Origin of the sequence: Nitratireductor basaltis, assembly GCF_000733725.1 — a bacterium.
GTDB lineage: Bacteria > Pseudomonadota > Alphaproteobacteria > Rhizobiales > Rhizobiaceae > Chelativorans > Chelativorans basaltis.
Map to the genome: position 1 here is coordinate 521,891 of NZ_JMQM01000001.1, position 19,179 is coordinate 541,069.

A 19,179-nucleotide genomic window follows, 5' to 3' on the forward strand; every position below is an offset into this window, starting at 1 on the left:
CTGAAGCAGGCTGGATCGCTAACAAAACCTTGCCGAGGCTTTTGAATTTGCTCTCAAACAAAAAAAGCCCCGGTTTTTCGACCGGGGCTTTCCTGATTTGCGCTTGCCAGTTCGAGGGGTCAGGCCGCCTGGCTCTTCTCTGCGCGCAGATTTTCTAGAATGTTCTGCGGGGAAGAGACGCCGTATGGATCGCTCTGGCAATTGTCGGAAAAGCCTTCTTCCTCGAACCACTGCTCCACCAGACCGTTGTTGACAACGGCCGCATAGCGCCAGGAGCGCATCCCGAAGCCGAGATTGTCCTTGGCAACGAGCATGCCCATCTTGCGGGTGAACTCGCCGGAGCCGTCGGGAATGACCTTCACCTTCTCGATGCCCTGCTGCTTTGCCCAGGCGTTCATCACGAAGGCATCGTTGACGGAGATGCAGTAGATCTCGTCGATGCCTTCAGCCTTGAACTCGTCATGGAGCTTCTCGAAATCGGGAAGCTGGTAGGTGGAGCAGGTCGGGGTGAATGCGCCCGGCAGGGAGAACAGCACGACGCGCTTGCCGCTGAAGAAATCGGCAGTGGTCCTGTCTTCCCAGCGATATGGGTTCGGTCCTTCGATGGACTCGTCACGCACGCGGGTGCGGAAGGTGACGTCGGGGACTTTGCGGTTGAGCATTATCGGGCTCCTTCATGCGTATAGAAACGAAGCGCGCTGCGTTAACAGGCGCGTCATCAACAGAAACGGACGGATTTCCGGAATGCCCGGGGAGGGCAGGCATTCACGATGGCCGGAACATAGGCACGCAATATTGCAGTGCCAAGACAGGGACCGAAAACTTGTTCTGAAAGCGTGTGATAGCCACAGGTTTCTCGCCGCAATCCGGCGGGGCAGACCTGTGGCCAAGCACGTCTTCAGGTGTTGAACTTGAAGAGCATCACGTCACCATCGGCGACGACATATTCCTTGCCTTCGTCTCGGGCCTTGCCGGCATCGCGGGCTGCCGTCTCACCACCAAGCGTCACGTAATCATCATAGGCGATGGTCTGCGCACGGATGAAGCCGCGTTCGAAATCGGTGTGGATCACGCCTGCGGCCTGCGGTGCCTTGGAGCCCTTTGCAACGGTCCATGCGCGGGCTTCCTTCGGCCCGGCGGTGAAGAAGGTGATGAGGTCCAGAAGCTCGTAGCCCGCACGGATCAGGCGGTCGAGGCCGGGCTCTTCCAGGCCCATTGCGTCCAGATATTCGGCAGCTTCCTCGTCGGCGAGCTGTGCTACCTCCGCCTCGATGGCAGCAGAGATGACAACCGTCTTCGCACCCTGTGCTGCAGCCATTTCCTGCACCTTGGCGGAATGCTCGTTGCCTTCTGCGGCGTCACCTTCGGCGACATTGCAGACATAGAGTACAGGCTTGGAGGTCAGAAGATTCAGGCTGCGCAGGATCTTCAGGTCCTCGGCGGCAATGCCGTCGAGCAGCAGGCGAACCGGCTTGCCGTCCTGCAGAAGCTTCAGCGCCTCGTCCATCATCGGCAGAAGCGTCTGCGCTTCCTTGTCCTTGCCGGTGGCGCGCTTGCGCATCTGGGTGGTGCGGCGCTCGAGGCTCTCAAGATCGGAAAGCATCAGCTCCGTCTCGACCGTCTCGGCATCGGCCACGGGATCGACACGACCTTCCACATGGGTGATGTCGTCATCTTCGAAGCAGCGCAGCACATGCACGATGGCGTCGACTTCGCGGATATTGGCGAGGAACTGGTTGCCCAGGCCTTCACCCTTGGACGCGCCACGCACGAGGCCCGCAATGTCCACGAAGGAGATGCGCGTCGGCACCACTTCCTTGGAAGAAGCGATCTGCGCGATCTTCTTCAGGCGCGGATCAGGCACGGCCACTTCGCCGGTATTCGGTTCAATCGTGCAAAACGGATAATTCGCCGCCTGCGCTGCCGCCGTCTTGGTGAGCGCGTTGAACAGCGTGGACTTGCCGACATTGGGCAAGCCGACAATGCCACATTTGAAACCCATGAGATGTCAGTCCTGTCAGGCTTTGATAATCGTAGCAGGGCTATGGGCGAAGGGGTCCATGATCGTCAAGCCCCCGAGGCAGGCCGCGTATGGCAGGGATTCGATGCTCGCCATGCAAACGGCATTTGGTATTGACAATACTCAGGAAATATGCTATACGCGTTCGAGGTACTTTGCATCTCGGCCGGTAGGCCGAGATGCAAAGTACCTCGAGAGAGTAAATCGACCAGATATTTTATGTCGCGCACGGGCTTTTGTCAAGGCTTGTTGCAGCTTTGTATTTTTCTCATTGGTCGGAGGGGTCATTTATGATCTCCTAAAATTCCTCGTACACCCCTCTTTTGTAACAGAAATATATAGAATTTTCAATGGTTTGTTTGGATTCTAAGATTTGTAGATCCCGTTACGGCGATGAGATACCCTAACTAATGACCGATGGCTGCCACGCGTGATCCGCCGCGATTATCGCTGTTGCAAAAACTCCGCTTCGATCGTGCTTGGCGAAAGAACTGCTTCACCGACGCGCGTTCCGCTCTTCCGCGTTTGGCATGCGTCCGTTCTCGCTGATGTCCCATGTGGGACCGGCAAAAATACGCTGGAGTGCAGCGAGCCGTTCCCGTCCCTCAGGCGTGACAGGCTGTTTCAATGCTGCCGCTTCCTCGAGCACGCTCGCTACATATTCCGAGATCGACTTGCCTGCCGGTTCAGCTTTAAGGCGGGTCAGGCGGTGAAGCTCGACATCGAGCTCGATCGTGACATTCTTCATGGGACCACGGGCCTCCGTGTGCGCCATACAGCGCTCATGCCGTGAATATAAGCGCTCCGCTCGCGCTCGGCAAACAGGCTCAGTTCTTGTCGCCCAGAAGCTTCTTCAGCATGGCGGCCATGGGCCCGTCTTCGGGGATGTTTACTGCCGGCTTCGATTGTCTTGCCTGCCGGATATGGCTTTGCTTCTTCGGCTTTTGCGGGGCAGGGGTCTCCGCTTCGCCGCTCTTGCCTTTGACCGCAAGGCTGACACGATTCATGAAGCCGGAATCGTCACCGCGCACCAGCATCTCGGCATTATCCGCGATGGCATCAAGCATCGGTTCGAGCCAGTCCTGATCCACCTTGGCGAAATCGCCCAGCACGTGACCATGCACGCGCGCCTTGTCGCCGGGATGGCCGATGCCGATGCGCACGCGCCGGTAGTCCTTGCCGCAATGGGCGTCGATGGACTTGATGCCGTTGTGGCCGCCATGGCCGCCGCCGGTCTTGATGCGCAGCTTTGCGGGCGCCAGATCAAGCTCGTCATAGAGTACGACCAGATCCTTCGGCTCCAGCTTGTAGAAGCGCATTGCCTCGCCGATAGCTTGACCGGACAGGTTCATGAAGGTCTGGGGCTTGATCAGAATAACCTTCTCGCCGCCCAGCGTGCCTGTGGCAATCTCGGCCGAAAACTTCTTCGACCAGGGCGAAAAGGAATGGCGGCGGAATATCGCATCCGCCGCCATGAAGCCGACATTGTGCCGGTTATTTTCATATTGCCGGCCAGGATTTCCAAGACCTGCAATGATGAGCATGAGAATGCCTCCGAAGGGTGAGGATTACTCCTCGCCGCCCTCTTCTGCTGCTTCCTCTTCGCCACCTTCATCAGCCGCGTCGTCGGACTTCAGGCCGGCGGGCGCTGCAACCGTCGCGATGGTGAAATCGCGGTCGGTGATGGTTGGCGTGACACCTTCCGGCAGCTTGACTGCGGAGATGTGGATGGAGTCACCAAGCTCGGAACCCGTCAGATCAACCTCGATGAATTCGGGGATCGAATTGGCCGGGCAGGTGAACTCGACTTCGTGACGCACGATGTTGAGGACGCCGCCGCGCTTGATGCCGGGGGAAGCTTCCTCATTGGTGAAGTGCACGGGCACATTCACGGTCACGACGGTGTTCTTGCCGACGCGCAGGAAGTCCACATGCATGGTGAAGTCGCGCACGGGGTCAAGCTGGTAGTCCTTCGGCAGGACCTGAATCTTCTTGCCGTCAACATCGATCGTGGCGATCGTCGTCATGAAGCCGCCGCCATGAATCTTCATGGTCAGCTCCTTGTATGGCAGAGCGATTGCCAGCGGGGCTTCCTTTTCGCCGTAGATGACAGCGGGTACCTTGCCGTTGCGCCGAGCTGCACGGGCGGACCCCTTACCGACCCGTTCGCGCGCCTCGGCCTTCAGTTCATATGACTGATGGCTCATGGCCTGTTCCTTTCAAGTGTTATGGAGCATCCGAAGGGCAATTTGCCGTCCCGAATGTGAAAACCGGCTTGCCGGCTCCCATCCGCGCTGCCTCCAAGGGTGTCTACGCGGACGCGCGTGCCTATACAGGATGGGGCGAAAGCGCGCAAGACGCGCAGGGGCTTAGCGGCAGTCGTAGGGCAGAAAAGTGCCGGAAGCCCCCAGATGGATCATCTCCAGCGACACGATATTGGCAATTTCAAGCTCCTTGCCAGACGCCGGGCAAAGGGTCTTCCTGTCCATGCACTGCGAATCCATGAAGGCCTGCTGCGAGGCGAGAAATTCGGGACGCAGATCATCCGTTCCCAGCTGCTTGAGTGCGGCTTCATAAGCCTGCGTGAAAGTTGCGCACTTCTTCTGCTGCCAGTCGGAAAGCTGGTGTTCGGGGACATCCTCTGCCCCGACGGGAGAAGCCGTCGCAAGCAGCGCGGCCAGGACCAGATGGCGCATTCGAGGTCACCTTTCACATGCGTGATGGCTTGCGTCGGCCAGCCCGCATTTGCGTTCTCAATGCGCCAAGGCCTCAAACGCTCAGTTGAACAGGCTTGAAACCGACTCTTCGCTTGCCGTGCGCGAGATCGCCTCGCCAATGAGGTCGGCAATGGTGATGACGCGGATATTCTTCGTGTTCTGCACCGTCGGCGGAGCCTGAATGGAATCGGTAATTACCAGTTCCTTCAGTTTCGAGTTGCAGATGCGGTCGCATGCAGCACCCGACAGAACGCCGTGGGTGATATAGGCCGTCACGGAAGTGGCACCGTTGTTCAGAAGCGCTTCTGCCGCGTTGCACAGCGTGCCGCCGGAATCCACGATGTCGTCGATCAGGAGGCAGTCCTTGCCGCGGACATCACCAATGACATTCATGACTTCGGATTCACCGGGACGGTCGCGGCGCTTGTCGACGATGGCCAGCGGTGCATCGATCCGCTTGGCAAGCGAGCGCGCACGCACAACGCCGCCGACATCCGGCGAGACCACCATGACATTCTCGAGATTGTAATGCGCCTTCACGTCCCGTGCCATGACGGGAACCGCGAACAGATTGTCCGTTGGAATGTCGAAGAAGCCCTGGATCTGACCCGCGTGAAGGTCCAGCGTCAGCACGCGGTCGGCACCGGCGCGGGTGATCAGATTTGCCACAAGCTTGGCGGAGATCGGGGTTCGGCCAGATGTGCGGCGATCCTGGCGGGCATATCCGAAATAGGGAAGAACGGCAGTGATGCGGCGTGCGGAGGAGCGGCGGAAGGCATCGATCATGATGAGCAGTTCCATCAGGTGATCATTTGCCGGATAGGCCGTTGACTGCAGGACGAACACGTCCTCGCCTCGCACATTCTCCTGGATCTCGACGAAGATTTCCTCGTCCGCGAAGCGCTTCACTGTCGCATTGCCCAGAGGAATGTTGAGATACCGGGCCACGGATTCCGCAAGCACCCGGTTCGAATTGCCCGAAAAGAGCTTCATGAAGTGTCCCCGGCTCGTCGCCACGTGATCTTCAGGGGCTTTTAGCGGCATGAGTTGTTATTGCAAGCATTGAGAGGAGAAATGCACATTCTTCCCACTCCCATAGGGCAAGTTGCTTAATGCAGTGGTGAAGAGAGGTTCAAACGATCTTAACGTAAAATTGCATAATAAAAGTATGTACAACCTATGCTTGACTGAAATCGTTTTCATCGCCATCCTGTTTCATAATATAACAGATATCGGGGGGCGGTGATGGGACAGGCTACGCAGTGGTTTTTCTCGGAGAATGGGTACTCGTTCAAGCATATGCAGAAATGCCCGGAGAGAGCCAGGCTGTTCCTTGAATACAGCGCCTCGCCGGACCCCAATCTTCTCTTTCTCGATCAGACACTCTTGCAGCGGGTAAAGGTACACAAGCGCGGTGCGACATCCTATTTCAGCGTTCGCGCATGGCGGCAGAATGTGCGTGAGCTTCAGCTGAAAGCGATGCGGAACTTGAAGCGTACGCCCAGCGAAGAAAACGCGCAGCATATCGCATCAGAGATCGTCGCGGCCGCCAGGCTGCTGACGAACGGAGCGGCTTATGACTGCGTGTGCCCGGTTCCGGCAGGCTCCTCGGGCAAGACGAACAACTTTGCGACAATCATCGCCTGGTATGTGGCGCGGGAGCTGAACCTGCCCATGTATCGTGCACTGCAGGGGTGCACGATGGCGGCAAGCGCCCACAAAAGTACTAGCAGCCACCCCATGCAAAGCCGGCATTTCCGGTCGAAGCTGGTGGACGCCCGCGTGCGCGAGAAATTCTGCCTTCTCGTAGACGATGTCGCGACCACGGGTGTTCATTTCGAACGATGCACTGCACAGCTCGCCAAGATGGGAAGCCCTGCGGTATGTGTTTGCTGGATCGCTTAACCATTCTCCGATAACTGGACAACTAGCAGGTGAAAATTGCAACCTGTTATTGACTAGTCATAATTTTCCGTTAACAAACACTCGCAAAACTCAAGGTTGTGGGGATGGGGAATGGACGCTCGCCGTTTGAAATATGTTGTTCCGTGCATGCTTGCCGTCACAGCGGTGTATGGGGGCGACGAGGCACAGGCCGCATGCAGCTGGACAGATGGCGTGGCGATCCTTTGCGATCAGGTCAGCCTCCATTCACCCTTCGATACGATCGTGCTGAACGGAGCATCCCACGACATCAAGTCGGGCACCACCTATGGCGGCTCTTCCGGCGCGGATCTTGCGGGTGTCGGTTCAACCGCGACCTATAGCGGCATTATCGATGCAGGTCGCAACAACGACCTTCTGGAGCTGACGGATGTAACAATATTGGGGGAGAGCAATCCCTATTCGGGCGGCATTGCCATCGAGCAGCCGCAGAATGGCAGCATCTTTGGTGGTGCGGGACGCGATACCATCATCTTGAACCGTGTCACCACCAGCGGCAATGTGGTGGGCGATGCGGCGGGAAGTGCCTTCCCGGACGGGATCGGCAATGACGACATCTTCGTTATCACCGACTCCAATATTGGCGGCACCATCATGATGGGCAATGCCAGCCCGAATGATGATGACGAGGTCACGATCAATGGCAGCAGCGTGATCGCCGGCGGCATTGGAGCGCGCCTGCTTGAGCGCGGCAATGACACGATCACGATCAACAATGGCACGATCGGCGCCAATGGCGCGGGCGAATCGGTCTTTGCCGGTGCGGAGAACGACAAGCTTGGCATCTTCGGTGGCACGATCCAGAACGCCATCAACATGGCCGGTGATGATGATATCCTCGTCATCAATCCTGGCGGTGCGGAAGCTGCGGAATGGACCTATTCCACGCCTTCGGGAGAAACCACCAGCCTGACATTCCAGAACACAGAATTCAAAGGCGGTGGCGGCAACGACGATGCCTTCGTCTACGGTGCGGGAGCCGGTGTTTTCGCCGCGAATACGGTCTGGGACAGCTGGCGCAAGGTGGTTCTGAACAACAGTCGGATCGATCTCGCCGATTCCAGCGTTGACGACATCCATCTCGAAAACAACAGCATGCTCGTCCAGCATGACGGCTTCGTGGCTCTGCGCAGCCAGGCTGGCGGCGCATATCCCTCGGCGCTGCATGTGGACGGCACCAGCCGGGTCGACCTGCAGGATGGGGCGGCAGATGACGTCATTCAGGTGGGCACCTTCCGTCCGTCTGCCGGTACGGTCCTTGCTGTCGACGTCGACACTTCTGCGGCGGGCTATGCGCCTGACGACTCCGATCATATACGCAACACGGCTGCACCCGACCACGTCTACGCGCTGGGTGCGCTGGTTGACGTGAACCTGCTTGGCACGCCGGCCCTGTCGGGTGCGCGTCGTATCGTGGATGACAAGAGCAGCACCGGTCTCAATGCCGATCCGGGCGTGAATGCAACTCCTGATTCATCGACCAACTATCTCCTGGTCAGTGATCCTTCGACCGCTGCACGTAGCTTCTGGTTGCAGGATGAGGGCAGCGGTGGCGTCTATCTGCTCTGGACGACCAATATCAACGAGACGACGACCAGCGGCTATATCGGCGGCAGCGCAACGCCGGGTGAAGACCCCGGCGAAGCAGGTCGTGGCTTTGCGGCACTTTCGGCATCCGGTCCGCAGGCGGTTAGCGATATCGTCGGCGATCTCGCGTCCGGCACGCCTGCCGTGGCTATTTCGGTTGCAACGCGTGCCGAACCGGTCGTGACAAGCGAAGAAGCCGCTTTGGAGCCTGAGGTTCTTTACGCCGACGGGCAGGGGATGAGCGGCCAATGCGCCTTTGGTCACCGCTACTCGGTCTGGTCCAGCATCTCCGGCGACAGGGGCGAATATGGATCGGCCGATGTCGATACCCTGACCGGAAGCCTGGGTGCGGAGGCGGATCTTGGCGACATGATGGGGCTTGGCTGCAATCGCGCGGTACTTGGCGGCTTCCTCTATACGAGTGCCGGCGATCTGACCCAGCCTGATGCGACAGCGCTTCAGATGAACAATTGGGGCGGCGGTGCCTATCTGCGGGGCTCCACCGCGCAGGGCTTCTACGGCTCGATCCTCGGTCATGCCGGTCGCGGAGATGTCGACGTCGTCAATGGGGTGATGGCAGCCACGGCCTCCTTCGAAGGCACGAGCTACGGTGTTGCTGCCAATCTCGGCATCAAGCGTCCGATTGCAGCAGCCACCGCCATCGATCTGCGCGGCTATGCCGGCTGGACCCGGTTCGACGCCGAACCCTTCGCCGACAGCATGGGGCTCACCATCGACGACATATCCTCCGAAACGCTCGTGCTGGGCGCTCATATCGGCGTCGAGCACAGCTTCACCGAGCAGACCACCGGCGTTGCCCGTCTTGGCGTGAAATGGACCGATGTCGAAAGCTCCATTGCCAGCAGCGGAGCGGTGAGTGGTTTCGACAGCGATTATCTTGTTGCCACGGGTGAAGTGGGCATGAGCGGCAGGCTTGGCAGCAATATCGATGTCTCGGTCACAGCCTTCGGCGAAGTCGGCAACGACATTCACCGCGTGGGCGGCCGCGCTCGCCTCACGCTCAGCTTCTGACGAAACAATGCCAGCGGCACGGTGCCGCTGGCTCAAACCCTCTCGTGCAGGGGCTGACGATTTCAAGTCTTTCAAGGCTGACCACCAGAGGCGCCTCTCCAACCGGGGGTGCCTCTTGCTGTAGCGCTGCTTGGGAATCTGAGGCGGGTGGTTTGCGCTGTGCCTGGAACCGGCTTGCACCTCGATCCGCTCGTCGTACGTTAAGATCGGCCAGTGGGCCTGGCGCTCAGGCGGTTGGGGGTATGCGACCTTCAGCAAAACACTTCCCGCATCTGGACGCACAGGCAGAGCTGGGGCCATGGGCGTGAGAACTTCCAGAACCGTATAAAATTATCCGCGGCGGCGGCTGATCCAGCTTGCAAGCTCGTCGATGGTCTTGGCGGCGATCGCTTCCATGGTGGCGTCACCAACGGATGACCAGCCGTCACCGCTGCTGCCGGCGGACTTTTCCTGACCCTGGATGCGGTGCAGGCGGTTGCCGGAACCGTCCATGACATCCCAGACATAGATGACGCTGGTCGAGCTTCCATCGGCCATGGCCGAGAAATAGCCCTTCATCAGATAGGGGGCGGAGCCCTGTGCGATGTTCAGGCCGCGAGCGGCGGCGCGCGATGTGAGGCCGCGGGAAAGGGCGGCAAGTGCCTGTGGCGTTGCGCCGATGACAGGGGCAAACTGAACGCTGCTGCCGGAAGGCAGGGCGGCCTGCTGCGTTGCCTGGGGGGGCGGCTGCGTCTGCTGTGCCTGCTGCTGTGGCTGGGAAACGGGTTCGCGCTCTACCTGCGACTGCGCGGGGGCGAGCGCCGTGGTTTCCACATTGCCCGATGGCGCTGCGGTTTGCACCTGCGTGGTGGCATTGCTGGTTGGTGCGGCGCGCGCGGTGGTCGACGTCCCGGCACCCGGCACACCTGCCTGCGGTCGGATCCCGTTCAGCGCATCCGTACCGGTGCAGCCCTGCACGACCAGTGCAAGCCCCATGAAAGCCAGGCGCATTTTCATCGTCATCATCCCCGTCCGGTTGCTCTCCGGATCGTCATGCGTCCCCGTTCCCTTATAGAACCTTACTGTACGATCAAATCAAGGCCATGACGGGAAAGGTTTTCCGGCTCGCCCTCGGTGGTGAGGTATGTGCGGCCGAGACACATGGCCGTTCCGGTTTCCGAATCCATGATGATCATATGGGCAAACAGCGTCATGTCGGGCGCGATCTCTTCCGGATTGGCCGCATAGAACATCTGCGGGTCCATCCACGAGGGCGAGAAGCGCGCGCCAACCGAGTAGCCGCAGGCGTTGAGCCGGTGCTTGGTCAGGCCATGGGTCTCCATCACGCGGGCATGAGCGTCGAAGACATCGCCGAAGGTGTTGCCGGGCTTCATGGCTTTCTCGCAGGCCAGAAGCGCATCGCGTGCTGCCTCGAACAGCTCCTGATGGCGCTTGCTTAGCTTGCCGGTCAGCACCGTCTGCATCATGGCCGCGTGGTAACGATGATAGACGCCGGCCCATTCAAGCGTGAGCTGGTCGTTCTTGTTCAGCTTGCGCCGGCCCGCCTTGTAGCGGCACAGAAGCGCATCCGGTCCGGAACCGATGACGAATTCGTTGGCGGGATAGTCGCCGCCGCCGGCAAAGACCGCGCCCTGCATGGCCGCAAGAATCTCCGCCTCGTCGCCGCCCTGGCGGATCAGCGGAAGTGCGGCATCGAATGCCGCATCGCCAAGCTTGCCCGCCTTGCGCGCCTTGGCGATCTCCGCCTCGCTCTTGATGAGGCGCAGGCCGGCCACGATATCGGATGCATCCTCGATCTTGCCAAAGGTCTGAAGCTGCTCGTCGAGCAGGCGCCCGTTCTTCGCCGTCAGCCCGTGCGTGTCATATTCCACGCCGATGCGCGCGCCGAGAAGGTCGAGATCGTTCAGGAGATTGCGCAGATCGACCGTCGGATCAGCGCCATGGCGGTCGCTCCACAGCGAGATGTTCTCGATATTGGAGGTGTGCCGCGCCTGGCGCAGATCGGCCGAGCGCGTTAGCAGGACCATCGACCCGTCGGCTTTCACCACCAGACACTGGAAGAAGCAGAAGCCGAACGTGTCGTAGCCGGTCAGCCAATACATGCTTTCCTGTGCAAAGAGCAGCATGGCGTCCAGCTTGCGCTCGGACATGGCCATGACCAGGCGGTCGAGGCGTGCGTCATACTCTGACTTCTCGAAATGAAGCGCCATCAAATCGTCTCCAGTGCAATGGCGGAAATCTGCCGCCCGTAATCCGGCTCGCCGCGATGGGTGGCACGCCTGTATGAATAGAACCGCTCTTCATCGGCATAGGTGCAAAGGCCAAGCATGCTGGCCGCAACACCTGCTTTTTTCAGCCGGTCGAGCGTGTATGTGTTGAGATCGAAGAGCGAGCGTTCGGGGTTGCCGGAAGGACGAAAGTAGACGGCATTGTCCTTGTCTTCCGCCGTGAAGCGGTCGACGAACTCGGGCCCGACCTCGTAATTTTCCTGGCTGATCGAGGGGCCAAGCGTGGCAACGATGTTCTCGCGTTTCGCGCCCAGGCCTTCCATGGCTTCTATCGCGCTTTCCAGAACGCCTGTAAGCGCGCCCTTCCAGCCAGCATGGGCTGCCGCGATGACGCGGGCCTTCGGATCGGCAAACAGAACGGGGCCGCAATCGGCGGCCAATGCACCCAATGCCAGGCCGGGCGTGTTCGTCACCAGCGCATCGGCTTTGAGAAGTGGGCCGTCCAAAGGTTCGTCGACCACAACTGCATCTGCCGAATGGCATTGGTGAAGCGTGACGAGATGATCGGGCGCGACGCCTAAGGCCGCTGCCACGCGGGCGCGGTTTTCCAGAACATCCTCACGGTCATCCTGTGAGCCGATTCCGACATTGAGCGATGCGTAAATTCCGGAGGAGACACCGCCTTCACGTGTGAAGAAGCCGTGCCGGATGCCGGCTGAAGCGGCATGTTCCTCGATCAGTGGGGAGCGGATCGGCTCCGGTTTCGGGGTGTTCAGCATAAGCCGCCTTCATGATGCTTGCCCGCCGGGTGCGGATGGTGGGGCAGGGTTGTGTTCAAGTCAATGCGCGGATGTGAAGGGTGGAACCGTGACCGTGGACGGCGTGACCGCGAGCACGCGGAAGAGCTCGCCCATTGCCTCAGGGCCTGCCAGACGCTCCACCGCATCGCGAATGGCTTCCTGTTCGCCATGGCTGCGCCCCGCACCCAGCCGCCCCGCGCGCTCCAGAAGCCCCAGACCCAACAGAAAGTCGCCCTGGCTCATGGTGCGGGCGCAAAGCCCTTCGGCACGGGCGGCCTGCACTAGCGCGTGAAAATCCACATGCGCGGTCAGGTCTGCCTCGCCGGGATGTGCCAGCACATTATCATATTCATGGGCGCGCAGCGCCTGCAGCGTGTCGCCGATGGCAGGCCTCTCATAGCCATAATCGGGGAAGAGCCCCGCGCCACCGCGCAGGGCCAGAACTTCAGCAATGCGCTGCATCATGGCCGTGCGCGCAGGCGCGATCTCGACAATCGCACCTTCGAGAGCATTGTCTGCTCCCTTGGGCAGGAGCGAGGTCTCCAGCGAACCCGCGCCTGCGACAAAGGCCAGTTGATCCTCATCATCCAGTCCAACCATGCGCTCGCGCCAACCCTGCACCGTCTTCACATATTGGCGCACGGGAAGCGCGTCGAAGAGTTCATTGCCGGCGATGAAGAGAGGCCCCTCGGGAATATCGCCCAGATCCGCGATCCATGTGCATTCTTCCGCACGCTGCCCAAGCGTCTTGCGCTGAACCTTGCTCAGGCGGGGGCTTGCCTCGATCAGGACCAGCTTGGCGTCAGACAGGAACGATGGATCAAGCCGCTCCAGCGTGCGCAGCATGTCGGCCATCATGGTGCCGCGTCCCGGCCCGATCTCGGCCAGAACGGGTTTGGCGGGCGAGCCGCAGGCTTTCCACGCGCTGTAGAGCCATACCGCAACCAGTTCGCCGAACATCTGGCTGACTTCCGGCGCGGTGATGAAGTCGCCCTTTTTGCCGAAGGGCTCGCGCGTCGTGTAATAGCCATGCTCGGGATCAAGCAGGCACAGGCTCATATATTCGGCGACGCTCATTGGTCCGGCCGCCTCGATCAGCCTTGCGATCTTGCGCTTCAGCTCGCTCATGCAGCCGCTTTTGCCGGTGTCTTGGCTGTCATCATGGCCCAGATGCCGGCCAGCACCATCGGCGTGGACAGGACCATGCCCATGGTCAGCCAATCACCGGCCAGATAGCCGATATGCGCATCCGGCTCGCGGAAGAACTCGACGAATATGCGCGACAATCCGTAGCCACAGATGAAGGCTCCGCCAACAAAGCGCGGCTTCTTCAGCTTCATTGCATGGTGGGTGAGCACCCGCAGAACCAGGAACAGTACCAGGCCCTCCAGCGCGGCCTCATAAAGCTGGCTTGGATGGCGCGGCAGGTCGCCGGCACCGGGAAAGACCATCGCCCATGGCACGTCGCTTGGACGTCCCCAAAGCTCCGCATTGATGAAATTGGCCACGCGCACGAGGCCGAGGCCAACCGGCGCGGCGGCGGCGATCGTGTCCAGCATGGACCAGGGATTGATGCCGCGATTGCGTGCGAAAAGCACCATGGCCACGATCGTGCCCAACATGCCGCCGTGGAAGCTCATGCCGCCTTCCCACACCGCGAAGATGCTCAAGGGGTCGGAAATGGAGCGGGCAAAGTCGTAGAAAAGCACATAGCCGAGGCGCCCGCCCAGCACCACGCCGAGCGCTGCCCATATGACGAAGTCGTCAAGATCGAGCGGCTTCATGGGGGGCGTGTCATGGGCCCAGAGTCGCGGGGTGGAAACCATGCGCTTGGTGTACCACCAGGCAAACAGGATGCCGACCACATAGCCAAGCCCGTACCAGTGGACCGCGAGCGGGCCGATCTGGAAAATCACGGGATCGATCTGGGGAAAGGGTAAGGCCGCCAGCGGCAGCAGCAGATATTCGCTCAAGCGGGCCTCCCGCGCCATGAATTCGTCTGCAGATAGGCGAGGGGATCATCGAAGGTCAAGGCAAAGCCGCATCATGCGCGGATGCAGCAGCCTCAACCCGCTTGCTTTCCTTGCATTCGCCCGGTTCTGGCCCTACCTCTCTCACAAAGGATTTTTGAGGGCCGACCCATGACCAATTCATCCAATCGCATACTCGATGATTTCGCCCGCCTGATGACCGACGCCGCCGGTGCGGCGCAGGGCGTTCGCCGCGAGGTGGAGACCGCATTTCGTGCGCAGGCCGAACGCATGCTGAACTCCATGGACCTCGTCCAGCGCGAGGAGTTCGAGGCCGTGCGCGAAATGGCCGTGAAGGCGCGCGAGGAGAATATCGCGCTGTCAGCTCGAATCGAGGCACTCGAGGCTCGGTTGTCCGCTGCGACCGAAACCGCTGAAGAATCAGCGAAAAAGCCGGCAAGTGGCCGCACCGCGAAAAAATAATTTTTCGTAAATTTTCACCTGTGTGAAAGTCGAAAAAGTCCAGTCGCGAGAGTCACTTGGGGCTGGGCATGAATCCTGGGTAGAACCAGTCTATCCACATGGGGGGACATGAGACGCCAAAAAAGGGCTGGTCTCGCAATGCCGCATCAATACACTGAATTTGCTGCATGATTCGAAACGGGGTCGGCAGCGACAAAGGGGCGGCGAGTTGTTTGCGCGTAAGTTTTCCAAGCGTCCGCTTCGTTCACCAGTATCTTTGTAAGTGCGTGTGAACTGCATGTGCAATTTGCGCTGCGTGTGGGCGCGGCAAACTACGGGAAAGCAGAATTTATGAGCCTTCTTGAACTCGACATGACGCGTGAAGCCCACCCGGTGGATGTGATCGAGCATGTCGCCAATTCCAATGACTGGAGCTTCGAGCGCAATGGCGACGATGAAATCGCCATTTCCGTGGCCGGTACCTGGACCGACTACAATGTCTCCTTCTCCTGGATGGAAGAGTTCGAGGCACTTCACGTGGCTTGCGCCTTCGATCTGAAGGTGCCCGAAAAGCGTGCGCTCGAGGTCATGCGCCTGCTCTCGCTCATCAATGAGCAGATGCTGTTCGGCCATTTCGATTTCTGGGAACGCGAAAACGTTATCATGTTCCGCCAGGCGCTCGTTCTTGCCGGTGGCGTGGAGCCTACTGGCCAACAGGTGGAAGTGATGCTCAACAGCGCATTGGAAGCATGCGAGTGCTACTACCAGTCCTTCCAGTATGTGATCTGGTCGGGCACCAGCGCGCAGGATGCGCTGAACGCGGTTCTCTTCGAGACTTTCGGCACGGCTTGAGGTTTCACGATGGGCGGGGAACAGGCAGCTGAAATCGCGTATGACGATTTCCTGAAAGTGGATATCCGCGTCGGCACCATTGTCGAGGCGGAAGCCTTTCCCAAGGCTCGCAAACCCGCCTACAAGCTCAAGATAGATTTCGGGCCCGAAATCGGCGTGAAGAAGTCGTCGGCTCAGATCACTGTCCACTACAAGGCCGAAGAGCTCGTGGGCAGGCAGGTCATGGCAGTGGTCAATTTCCCACCGCGTCAGATCGGGCCCTTCATGTCCGAGGTTCTCACGCTGGGCTTTTCCGACGAGAAGGGTGATATCGTGCTGGCCGGCGTGAGCAAGGCCGTGCAGAACGGATCGCGCCTGCACTAGGACGTGATGCGCAGGGTTCCGTCAGCGACTACCGCTCGAAACTTGCTGCGGCGAACAGCACAGAAAATCGTTCGCACCAGATGACGGCCGATTTGTACGTCGCCAGATCAAGATCTGACGGCAGCGTATAAGACTGGTCTCCCACATTGCCGCGCAATGCTCCCAGGCTGACGAATTCACTCTCAGTGACGTCCCGCGCGCTCATCGGATCGCCGTTCTTCGACAGATAAATAACGAGATCCGGCCCATTCGTCACCCTGAAATCCTTGAGCTGCAATTCCGCACGACCATCGGCCCGCTTCACGACAAGAGCGGTGCCGCCTGCCTGATGTGCGCTGTCCGCGCCGCGGAAAGCTCCCGAATAAAGCGCTTCGACATTGCTGCCGCTGGTCAGTTCCTCGCTGACGACACGGTCGATGAAGAGGGGGGAGGCCAGATACCAGCCAGCGGCGCCGAAAACGCAGCCGACCAGAAAAGACGGGATGGCGATGATCAGGAATCTCAACATCTGCAAATACCTTTTCGTGAAACGGCAGACAAAAACAAAGTGTGGCCGGTAGCATAGCATACGCGTCAAACTTGTGAGGAAACGACATTCCGTCACAGATTGACCATCAATCTCCTCAAGCTTTGCCTCCGGAATTTCGGGTCCGCCATTTCAATTCAGGAAAAACTTCATGAGCATGTCGATGACACGCCGCGACTTTTGCGCGGGAATGGCCGCTGTGGCCTCGGGCACTTTGTTCTCACCCCTTGGCGCAACAGCCGGCGACCGGCTTGCCGAAAAACTTGCTGCCACGGAGCGCGAGATCGGCGGGCGGCTCGGCGCGACGATCATCGACACGCATACGGGGCGGCGCTGGCTTCATCGTGCCGATGAACGCTTTCCCATGAACAGCACCTTCAAGGCTTTTGCCGCTGCGGCTGTTCTGGCGCGCGTGGACAGGGGCGAGGAAGATTTCAAGCGCCAGGTCCCCATCCGCCGTGAGGACATATCCAACTATGCGCCGGTGACCGAAAGGCGTATTGGCGGCTATATGAGCCTGTTCGAGCTGTGTGAAGCGGCTACGACCATGAGTGACAACACCGCCGCCAATCTCATCACCGACAGTCTGGGCGGACCGGAGGGGTGGACGCAATTCATGCGCTCAATCGGTGATGATGTCTCGCGCCTTGACCGCAAGGAGCCGGACATGACCGAGGGACGGCCGGGTGATCCGCGCGACACCACCACGCCCAGCGCCATCACCGCCAGCCTTCAGACCCTTACATTTGGCGATGTGCTGCAGCCTGCGTCGCGTGAGCAATTCCGCCGCTGGCTCCTCGACAACAAGGTCGGCCAACCGCTTTTCCGGAGTGTGCTGCCATCCGACTGGGTGATTGGAGACAGAACAGGCGCCGGCGGACACGCCACCCGCGGCATTGTCTCGGTCATCTGGCCCGCGCAGCGCAGGCCCGTGCTTGCAACCGTCTATGTCACTCAGACACGCGGCCGAATGGCGGACCGGAACCGAGCGATTGCCGGGATCGGCACGGTGATGGTCGAGGCGATCAACGCGGCCTGACCCGGCTGCTTTTCACCCGTCGGGGTTCGCTGATCAGGCCGGAACCCTGATCACGACGCGCAAGCCGCCTTTCCTGCTGTCGTCCAGAATGACATCGCCGCCATGGCTGCGCGCGATGTCGCGCGCGATCGAAAGGCCAAGGCCCGTGCCGCTTTCATCCTGATTGCGTGCTGCATCCAGGCGCACGAAGGGTTTGAAAACGTCTTCCCTGCTGTCCTGGGGAATGCCCGGGCCATCATCCTCGACCGTGATGATCAGGCTCCCGCGCCCGTGCCAGGCCTCCAGCCACACATTGTCGGCATAGCGGAATGCGTTGCCCACGACATTGGACACGAGCCGCGAGAAGGCGTTGGGACGGACGAGAATTTCCGGGTCACCCGTCAGCTTGGCCTCAAAGCCCGTATCGCGCAGGCGAGCCTCTTCTCGCAGCTTGTCCAGCAGCGCCTGCAGGTCGAGATGACCTGGATCCTCCGACGCCTCGCCCTTGGCGAAGGCCAGATAGCCTTCAAGCATCGAGCGCATGTCCTCCACATCCTGATCGAGCGCCTTGATGTCCTCGTCGGTGGAGAGCGCCAGTTGCAGCTTGAAGCGGGTCAGGATCGTGCGCAGATCATGCGAGACACCTGTCAGCATGGCCGTGCGCTGCTCGATCTGGCGTTCGATGCGTTCGCGCATCTTCACGAAGGCCGTACCGGCACGGCGAACCTCTTCTGCGCCGCGCGGCTTGAAGTTCGGGTTCGGTCTGCCCTTGCCGAAGCTTTCGGCAGCTTCCGCCAGTTGAAGGATGGGCCGGATCTGGTTGCGCAGGAAAGCGACCGCGATCGACAGAAGCACAAGCGAGGTGCCCACCATCCAAAGCAGGAAGATATGCGTGTTGGACGCATAGGCCTGGCTGCGGCGTGCGAAGATGCGAAGCACGCTTTCTTCCATGCGGATACGGATCTCGACGATGTTGGAATCGCCCACCGTATCCAGCCAGAAAGGCAGATTGATCTGCCGCGTGATTTCCTCGCCAAGCGTCTGATCGAGAATGGAGAAGAAGGGTTTGGGTCCGGGCGGGGGCAGGGGGTCCGGCGGCTCGATGGAAATCTTCAGCGCCATCTTGTCCTGTGCGATGCGGATGATGTCCGCATGGGCTTCCTCGTCGGGAAACTGCTCGATCAGTTCGATGATTGCCGCGATATCCCGCGTAACGGCCTGGGAGAGGCGCTGGGTCACCGTCTGCCAGTGACGTTCCATGAAGACGAAGGCGATGACCGATTGCAGAAGGATCATCGGCGCGATCACGATGATCAGAGAGCGCGCATAAAGCCTTTTCGGCATGTAGCGCGAGACCTGCCGCCAGAAGCGCCGCCAGGGCGTGCGCGCGGCCACATAGGTCTGCATCGCCTTCGCCCGAAATCCGCGCCAGCCCTGCTGCCAGTCCCTGCGCTCTTCGTCCTGCATGTCGTTCATGAAAAAGGAAGCGCCCCGGCCCGTGGATTCTTCAAACTGGCCACGAGTTTAGCCGAAGGGGAGCGCCGTGGGTATGGGGGAGGGCGAGAGAGGGTGATGCAATCCACGAAAGGTGCACCGCGCTGATCGTTGTCAGCAGGGTTGCCTCGACGCCTTGAAGATGCCGTCGTTCCCTTCCAGTCTT

General features: G+C 60.0%; 20 protein-coding genes. 6 read left to right on the forward strand and 14 right to left on the reverse strand.

Going from position 1 to position 19,179, the window contains the following annotated elements; genetic code table 11:
• Nucleotides 1-119: 119 nt before the first annotated feature.
• The 7 genes from EL18_RS02490 to EL18_RS02520 form a co-directional block, all read right to left on the reverse strand.
• Nucleotides 120-662 carry a peroxiredoxin gene (locus EL18_RS02490; RefSeq protein ID WP_036479443.1) on the reverse strand — a complete coding sequence of 181 codons (543 nt, stop codon included), beginning with the start codon at nucleotides 660-662 and terminating at the stop codon, nucleotides 120-122.
• A gap of 236 nt (nucleotides 663-898) precedes the next feature.
• A complete protein-coding gene (gene ychF, locus EL18_RS02495) occupies nucleotides 899-2,002 on the reverse strand; it encodes a redox-regulated ATPase YchF (protein ID WP_036479445.1) in 1,104 nt (367 codons plus the stop codon).
• A gap of 514 nt (nucleotides 2,003-2,516) precedes the next feature.
• Nucleotides 2,517-2,795 carry a hypothetical protein gene (locus tag EL18_RS02500; RefSeq protein ID WP_036479446.1) on the reverse strand — a complete coding sequence of 93 codons (279 nt, stop codon included), beginning with the start codon at nucleotides 2,793-2,795 and terminating at the stop codon, nucleotides 2,517-2,519.
• A 52-nt stretch (nucleotides 2,796-2,847) separates the two neighbouring features.
• Nucleotides 2,848-3,564: an aminoacyl-tRNA hydrolase gene (pth, locus tag EL18_RS02505; RefSeq protein ID WP_036479448.1), complete on the reverse strand. Its 717-nt coding sequence runs from the start codon at nucleotides 3,562-3,564 to the stop codon at nucleotides 2,848-2,850.
• 24 nt (nucleotides 3,565-3,588) lie between these two features.
• Entirely contained in the window at nucleotides 3,589-4,227 is a 639-nt protein-coding gene (locus EL18_RS02510) for a 50S ribosomal protein L25/general stress protein Ctc (protein WP_036479450.1), read from the reverse strand.
• Between the two features lie 162 nt (nucleotides 4,228-4,389).
• The gene (locus tag EL18_RS02515) at nucleotides 4,390-4,716 is read right to left on the reverse strand and encodes a hypothetical protein (RefSeq protein WP_036479452.1); all 327 of its coding nucleotides are present in this window, start codon (nucleotides 4,714-4,716) and stop codon (nucleotides 4,390-4,392) included.
• An 81-nt stretch (nucleotides 4,717-4,797) separates the two neighbouring features.
• Entirely contained in the window at nucleotides 4,798-5,730 is a 933-nt protein-coding gene (locus EL18_RS02520; RefSeq protein WP_036479454.1) for a ribose-phosphate pyrophosphokinase, read from the reverse strand.
• 252 nt (nucleotides 5,731-5,982) lie between these two features.
• On the opposite strand from EL18_RS02520, the gene EL18_RS02525 reads away from it, so the two are divergent.
• Nucleotides 5,983-6,642 carry a phosphoribosyltransferase gene (locus EL18_RS02525; protein WP_152552939.1) on the forward strand — a complete coding sequence of 220 codons (660 nt, stop codon included), beginning with the start codon at nucleotides 5,983-5,985 and terminating at the stop codon, nucleotides 6,640-6,642.
• A 111-nt stretch (nucleotides 6,643-6,753) separates the two neighbouring features.
• Nucleotides 6,754-9,300 carry an autotransporter outer membrane beta-barrel domain-containing protein gene (locus tag EL18_RS02530; protein ID WP_036479459.1) on the forward strand — a complete coding sequence of 849 codons (2,547 nt, stop codon included), beginning with the start codon at nucleotides 6,754-6,756 and terminating at the stop codon, nucleotides 9,298-9,300.
• A gap of 330 nt (nucleotides 9,301-9,630) precedes the next feature.
• Here the strand turns inward: EL18_RS02530 and EL18_RS02535 are convergent, their stop codons facing one another.
• The 5 genes from EL18_RS02535 to lgt all read right to left on the reverse strand — a co-directional run bounded on the left by EL18_RS02535 (nucleotide 9,631) and on the right by lgt (nucleotide 14,301).
• Entirely contained in the window at nucleotides 9,631-10,296 is a 666-nt protein-coding gene (locus EL18_RS02535; protein WP_152552940.1) for a hypothetical protein, read from the reverse strand.
• Nucleotides 10,297-10,358: 62 nt separating this feature from the next.
• Nucleotides 10,359-11,510, reverse strand: a complete 1,152-nt coding sequence (locus EL18_RS02540; protein ID WP_036479463.1) for a M24 family metallopeptidase — start codon at nucleotides 11,508-11,510, stop codon at nucleotides 10,359-10,361.
• Nucleotides 11,510-12,307: a peptidoglycan editing factor PgeF gene (gene pgeF, locus EL18_RS02545; RefSeq protein ID WP_036479464.1), complete on the reverse strand. Its 798-nt coding sequence runs from the start codon at nucleotides 12,305-12,307 to the stop codon at nucleotides 11,510-11,512. The genes EL18_RS02540 and pgeF overlap by 1 nt, the downstream gene beginning before the upstream one ends.
• 60 nt (nucleotides 12,308-12,367) lie before the next feature.
• Complete coding sequence (locus EL18_RS02550; RefSeq protein WP_036479466.1) at nucleotides 12,368-13,456, reverse strand: class I SAM-dependent methyltransferase; 1,089 nt, start codon at nucleotides 13,454-13,456, stop codon at nucleotides 12,368-12,370.
• The gene (gene lgt / locus EL18_RS02555; protein WP_200875487.1) at nucleotides 13,453-14,301 is read right to left on the reverse strand and encodes a prolipoprotein diacylglyceryl transferase; all 849 of its coding nucleotides are present in this window, start codon (nucleotides 14,299-14,301) and stop codon (nucleotides 13,453-13,455) included. The genes EL18_RS02550 and lgt overlap by 4 nt, the downstream gene beginning before the upstream one ends.
• Nucleotides 14,302-14,469: 168 nt before the next feature.
• On the opposite strand from lgt, the gene EL18_RS02560 reads away from it, so the two are divergent.
• From EL18_RS02560 to EL18_RS02570, 3 genes are all read left to right on the forward strand, one after another.
• Nucleotides 14,470-14,781: an accessory factor UbiK family protein gene (locus EL18_RS02560; RefSeq protein ID WP_036479468.1), complete on the forward strand. Its 312-nt coding sequence runs from the start codon at nucleotides 14,470-14,472 to the stop codon at nucleotides 14,779-14,781.
• A 330-nt stretch (nucleotides 14,782-15,111) separates the two neighbouring features.
• Nucleotides 15,112-15,612 carry a type III secretion system chaperone family protein gene (locus tag EL18_RS02565; protein WP_036479470.1) on the forward strand — a complete coding sequence of 167 codons (501 nt, stop codon included), beginning with the start codon at nucleotides 15,112-15,114 and terminating at the stop codon, nucleotides 15,610-15,612.
• A 9-nt stretch (nucleotides 15,613-15,621) separates the two neighbouring features.
• Nucleotides 15,622-15,975, forward strand: coding sequence for a tRNA-binding protein (locus EL18_RS02570; protein ID WP_036479472.1), 354 nt, complete (start codon nucleotides 15,622-15,624; stop codon nucleotides 15,973-15,975).
• Nucleotides 15,976-16,003: 28 nt separating this feature from the next.
• Here the strand turns inward: EL18_RS02570 and EL18_RS02575 are convergent, their stop codons facing one another.
• The gene (locus tag EL18_RS02575) at nucleotides 16,004-16,483 is read right to left on the reverse strand and encodes a DM13 domain-containing protein (RefSeq protein WP_036479475.1); all 480 of its coding nucleotides are present in this window, start codon (nucleotides 16,481-16,483) and stop codon (nucleotides 16,004-16,006) included.
• A gap of 169 nt (nucleotides 16,484-16,652) precedes the next feature.
• On the opposite strand from EL18_RS02575, the gene bla reads away from it, so the two are divergent.
• Nucleotides 16,653-17,540: a class A beta-lactamase gene (bla, locus tag EL18_RS02580; RefSeq protein ID WP_036479478.1), complete on the forward strand. Its 888-nt coding sequence runs from the start codon at nucleotides 16,653-16,655 to the stop codon at nucleotides 17,538-17,540.
• A 33-nt stretch (nucleotides 17,541-17,573) separates the two neighbouring features.
• On the opposite strand, the gene EL18_RS02585 is transcribed toward bla, so the two are convergent.
• A complete protein-coding gene (locus EL18_RS02585; RefSeq protein ID WP_036483804.1) occupies nucleotides 17,574-18,926 on the reverse strand; it encodes an ATP-binding protein in 1,353 nt (450 codons plus the stop codon).
• Between the last annotated feature and the right edge of the window lie 253 nt (nucleotides 18,927-19,179).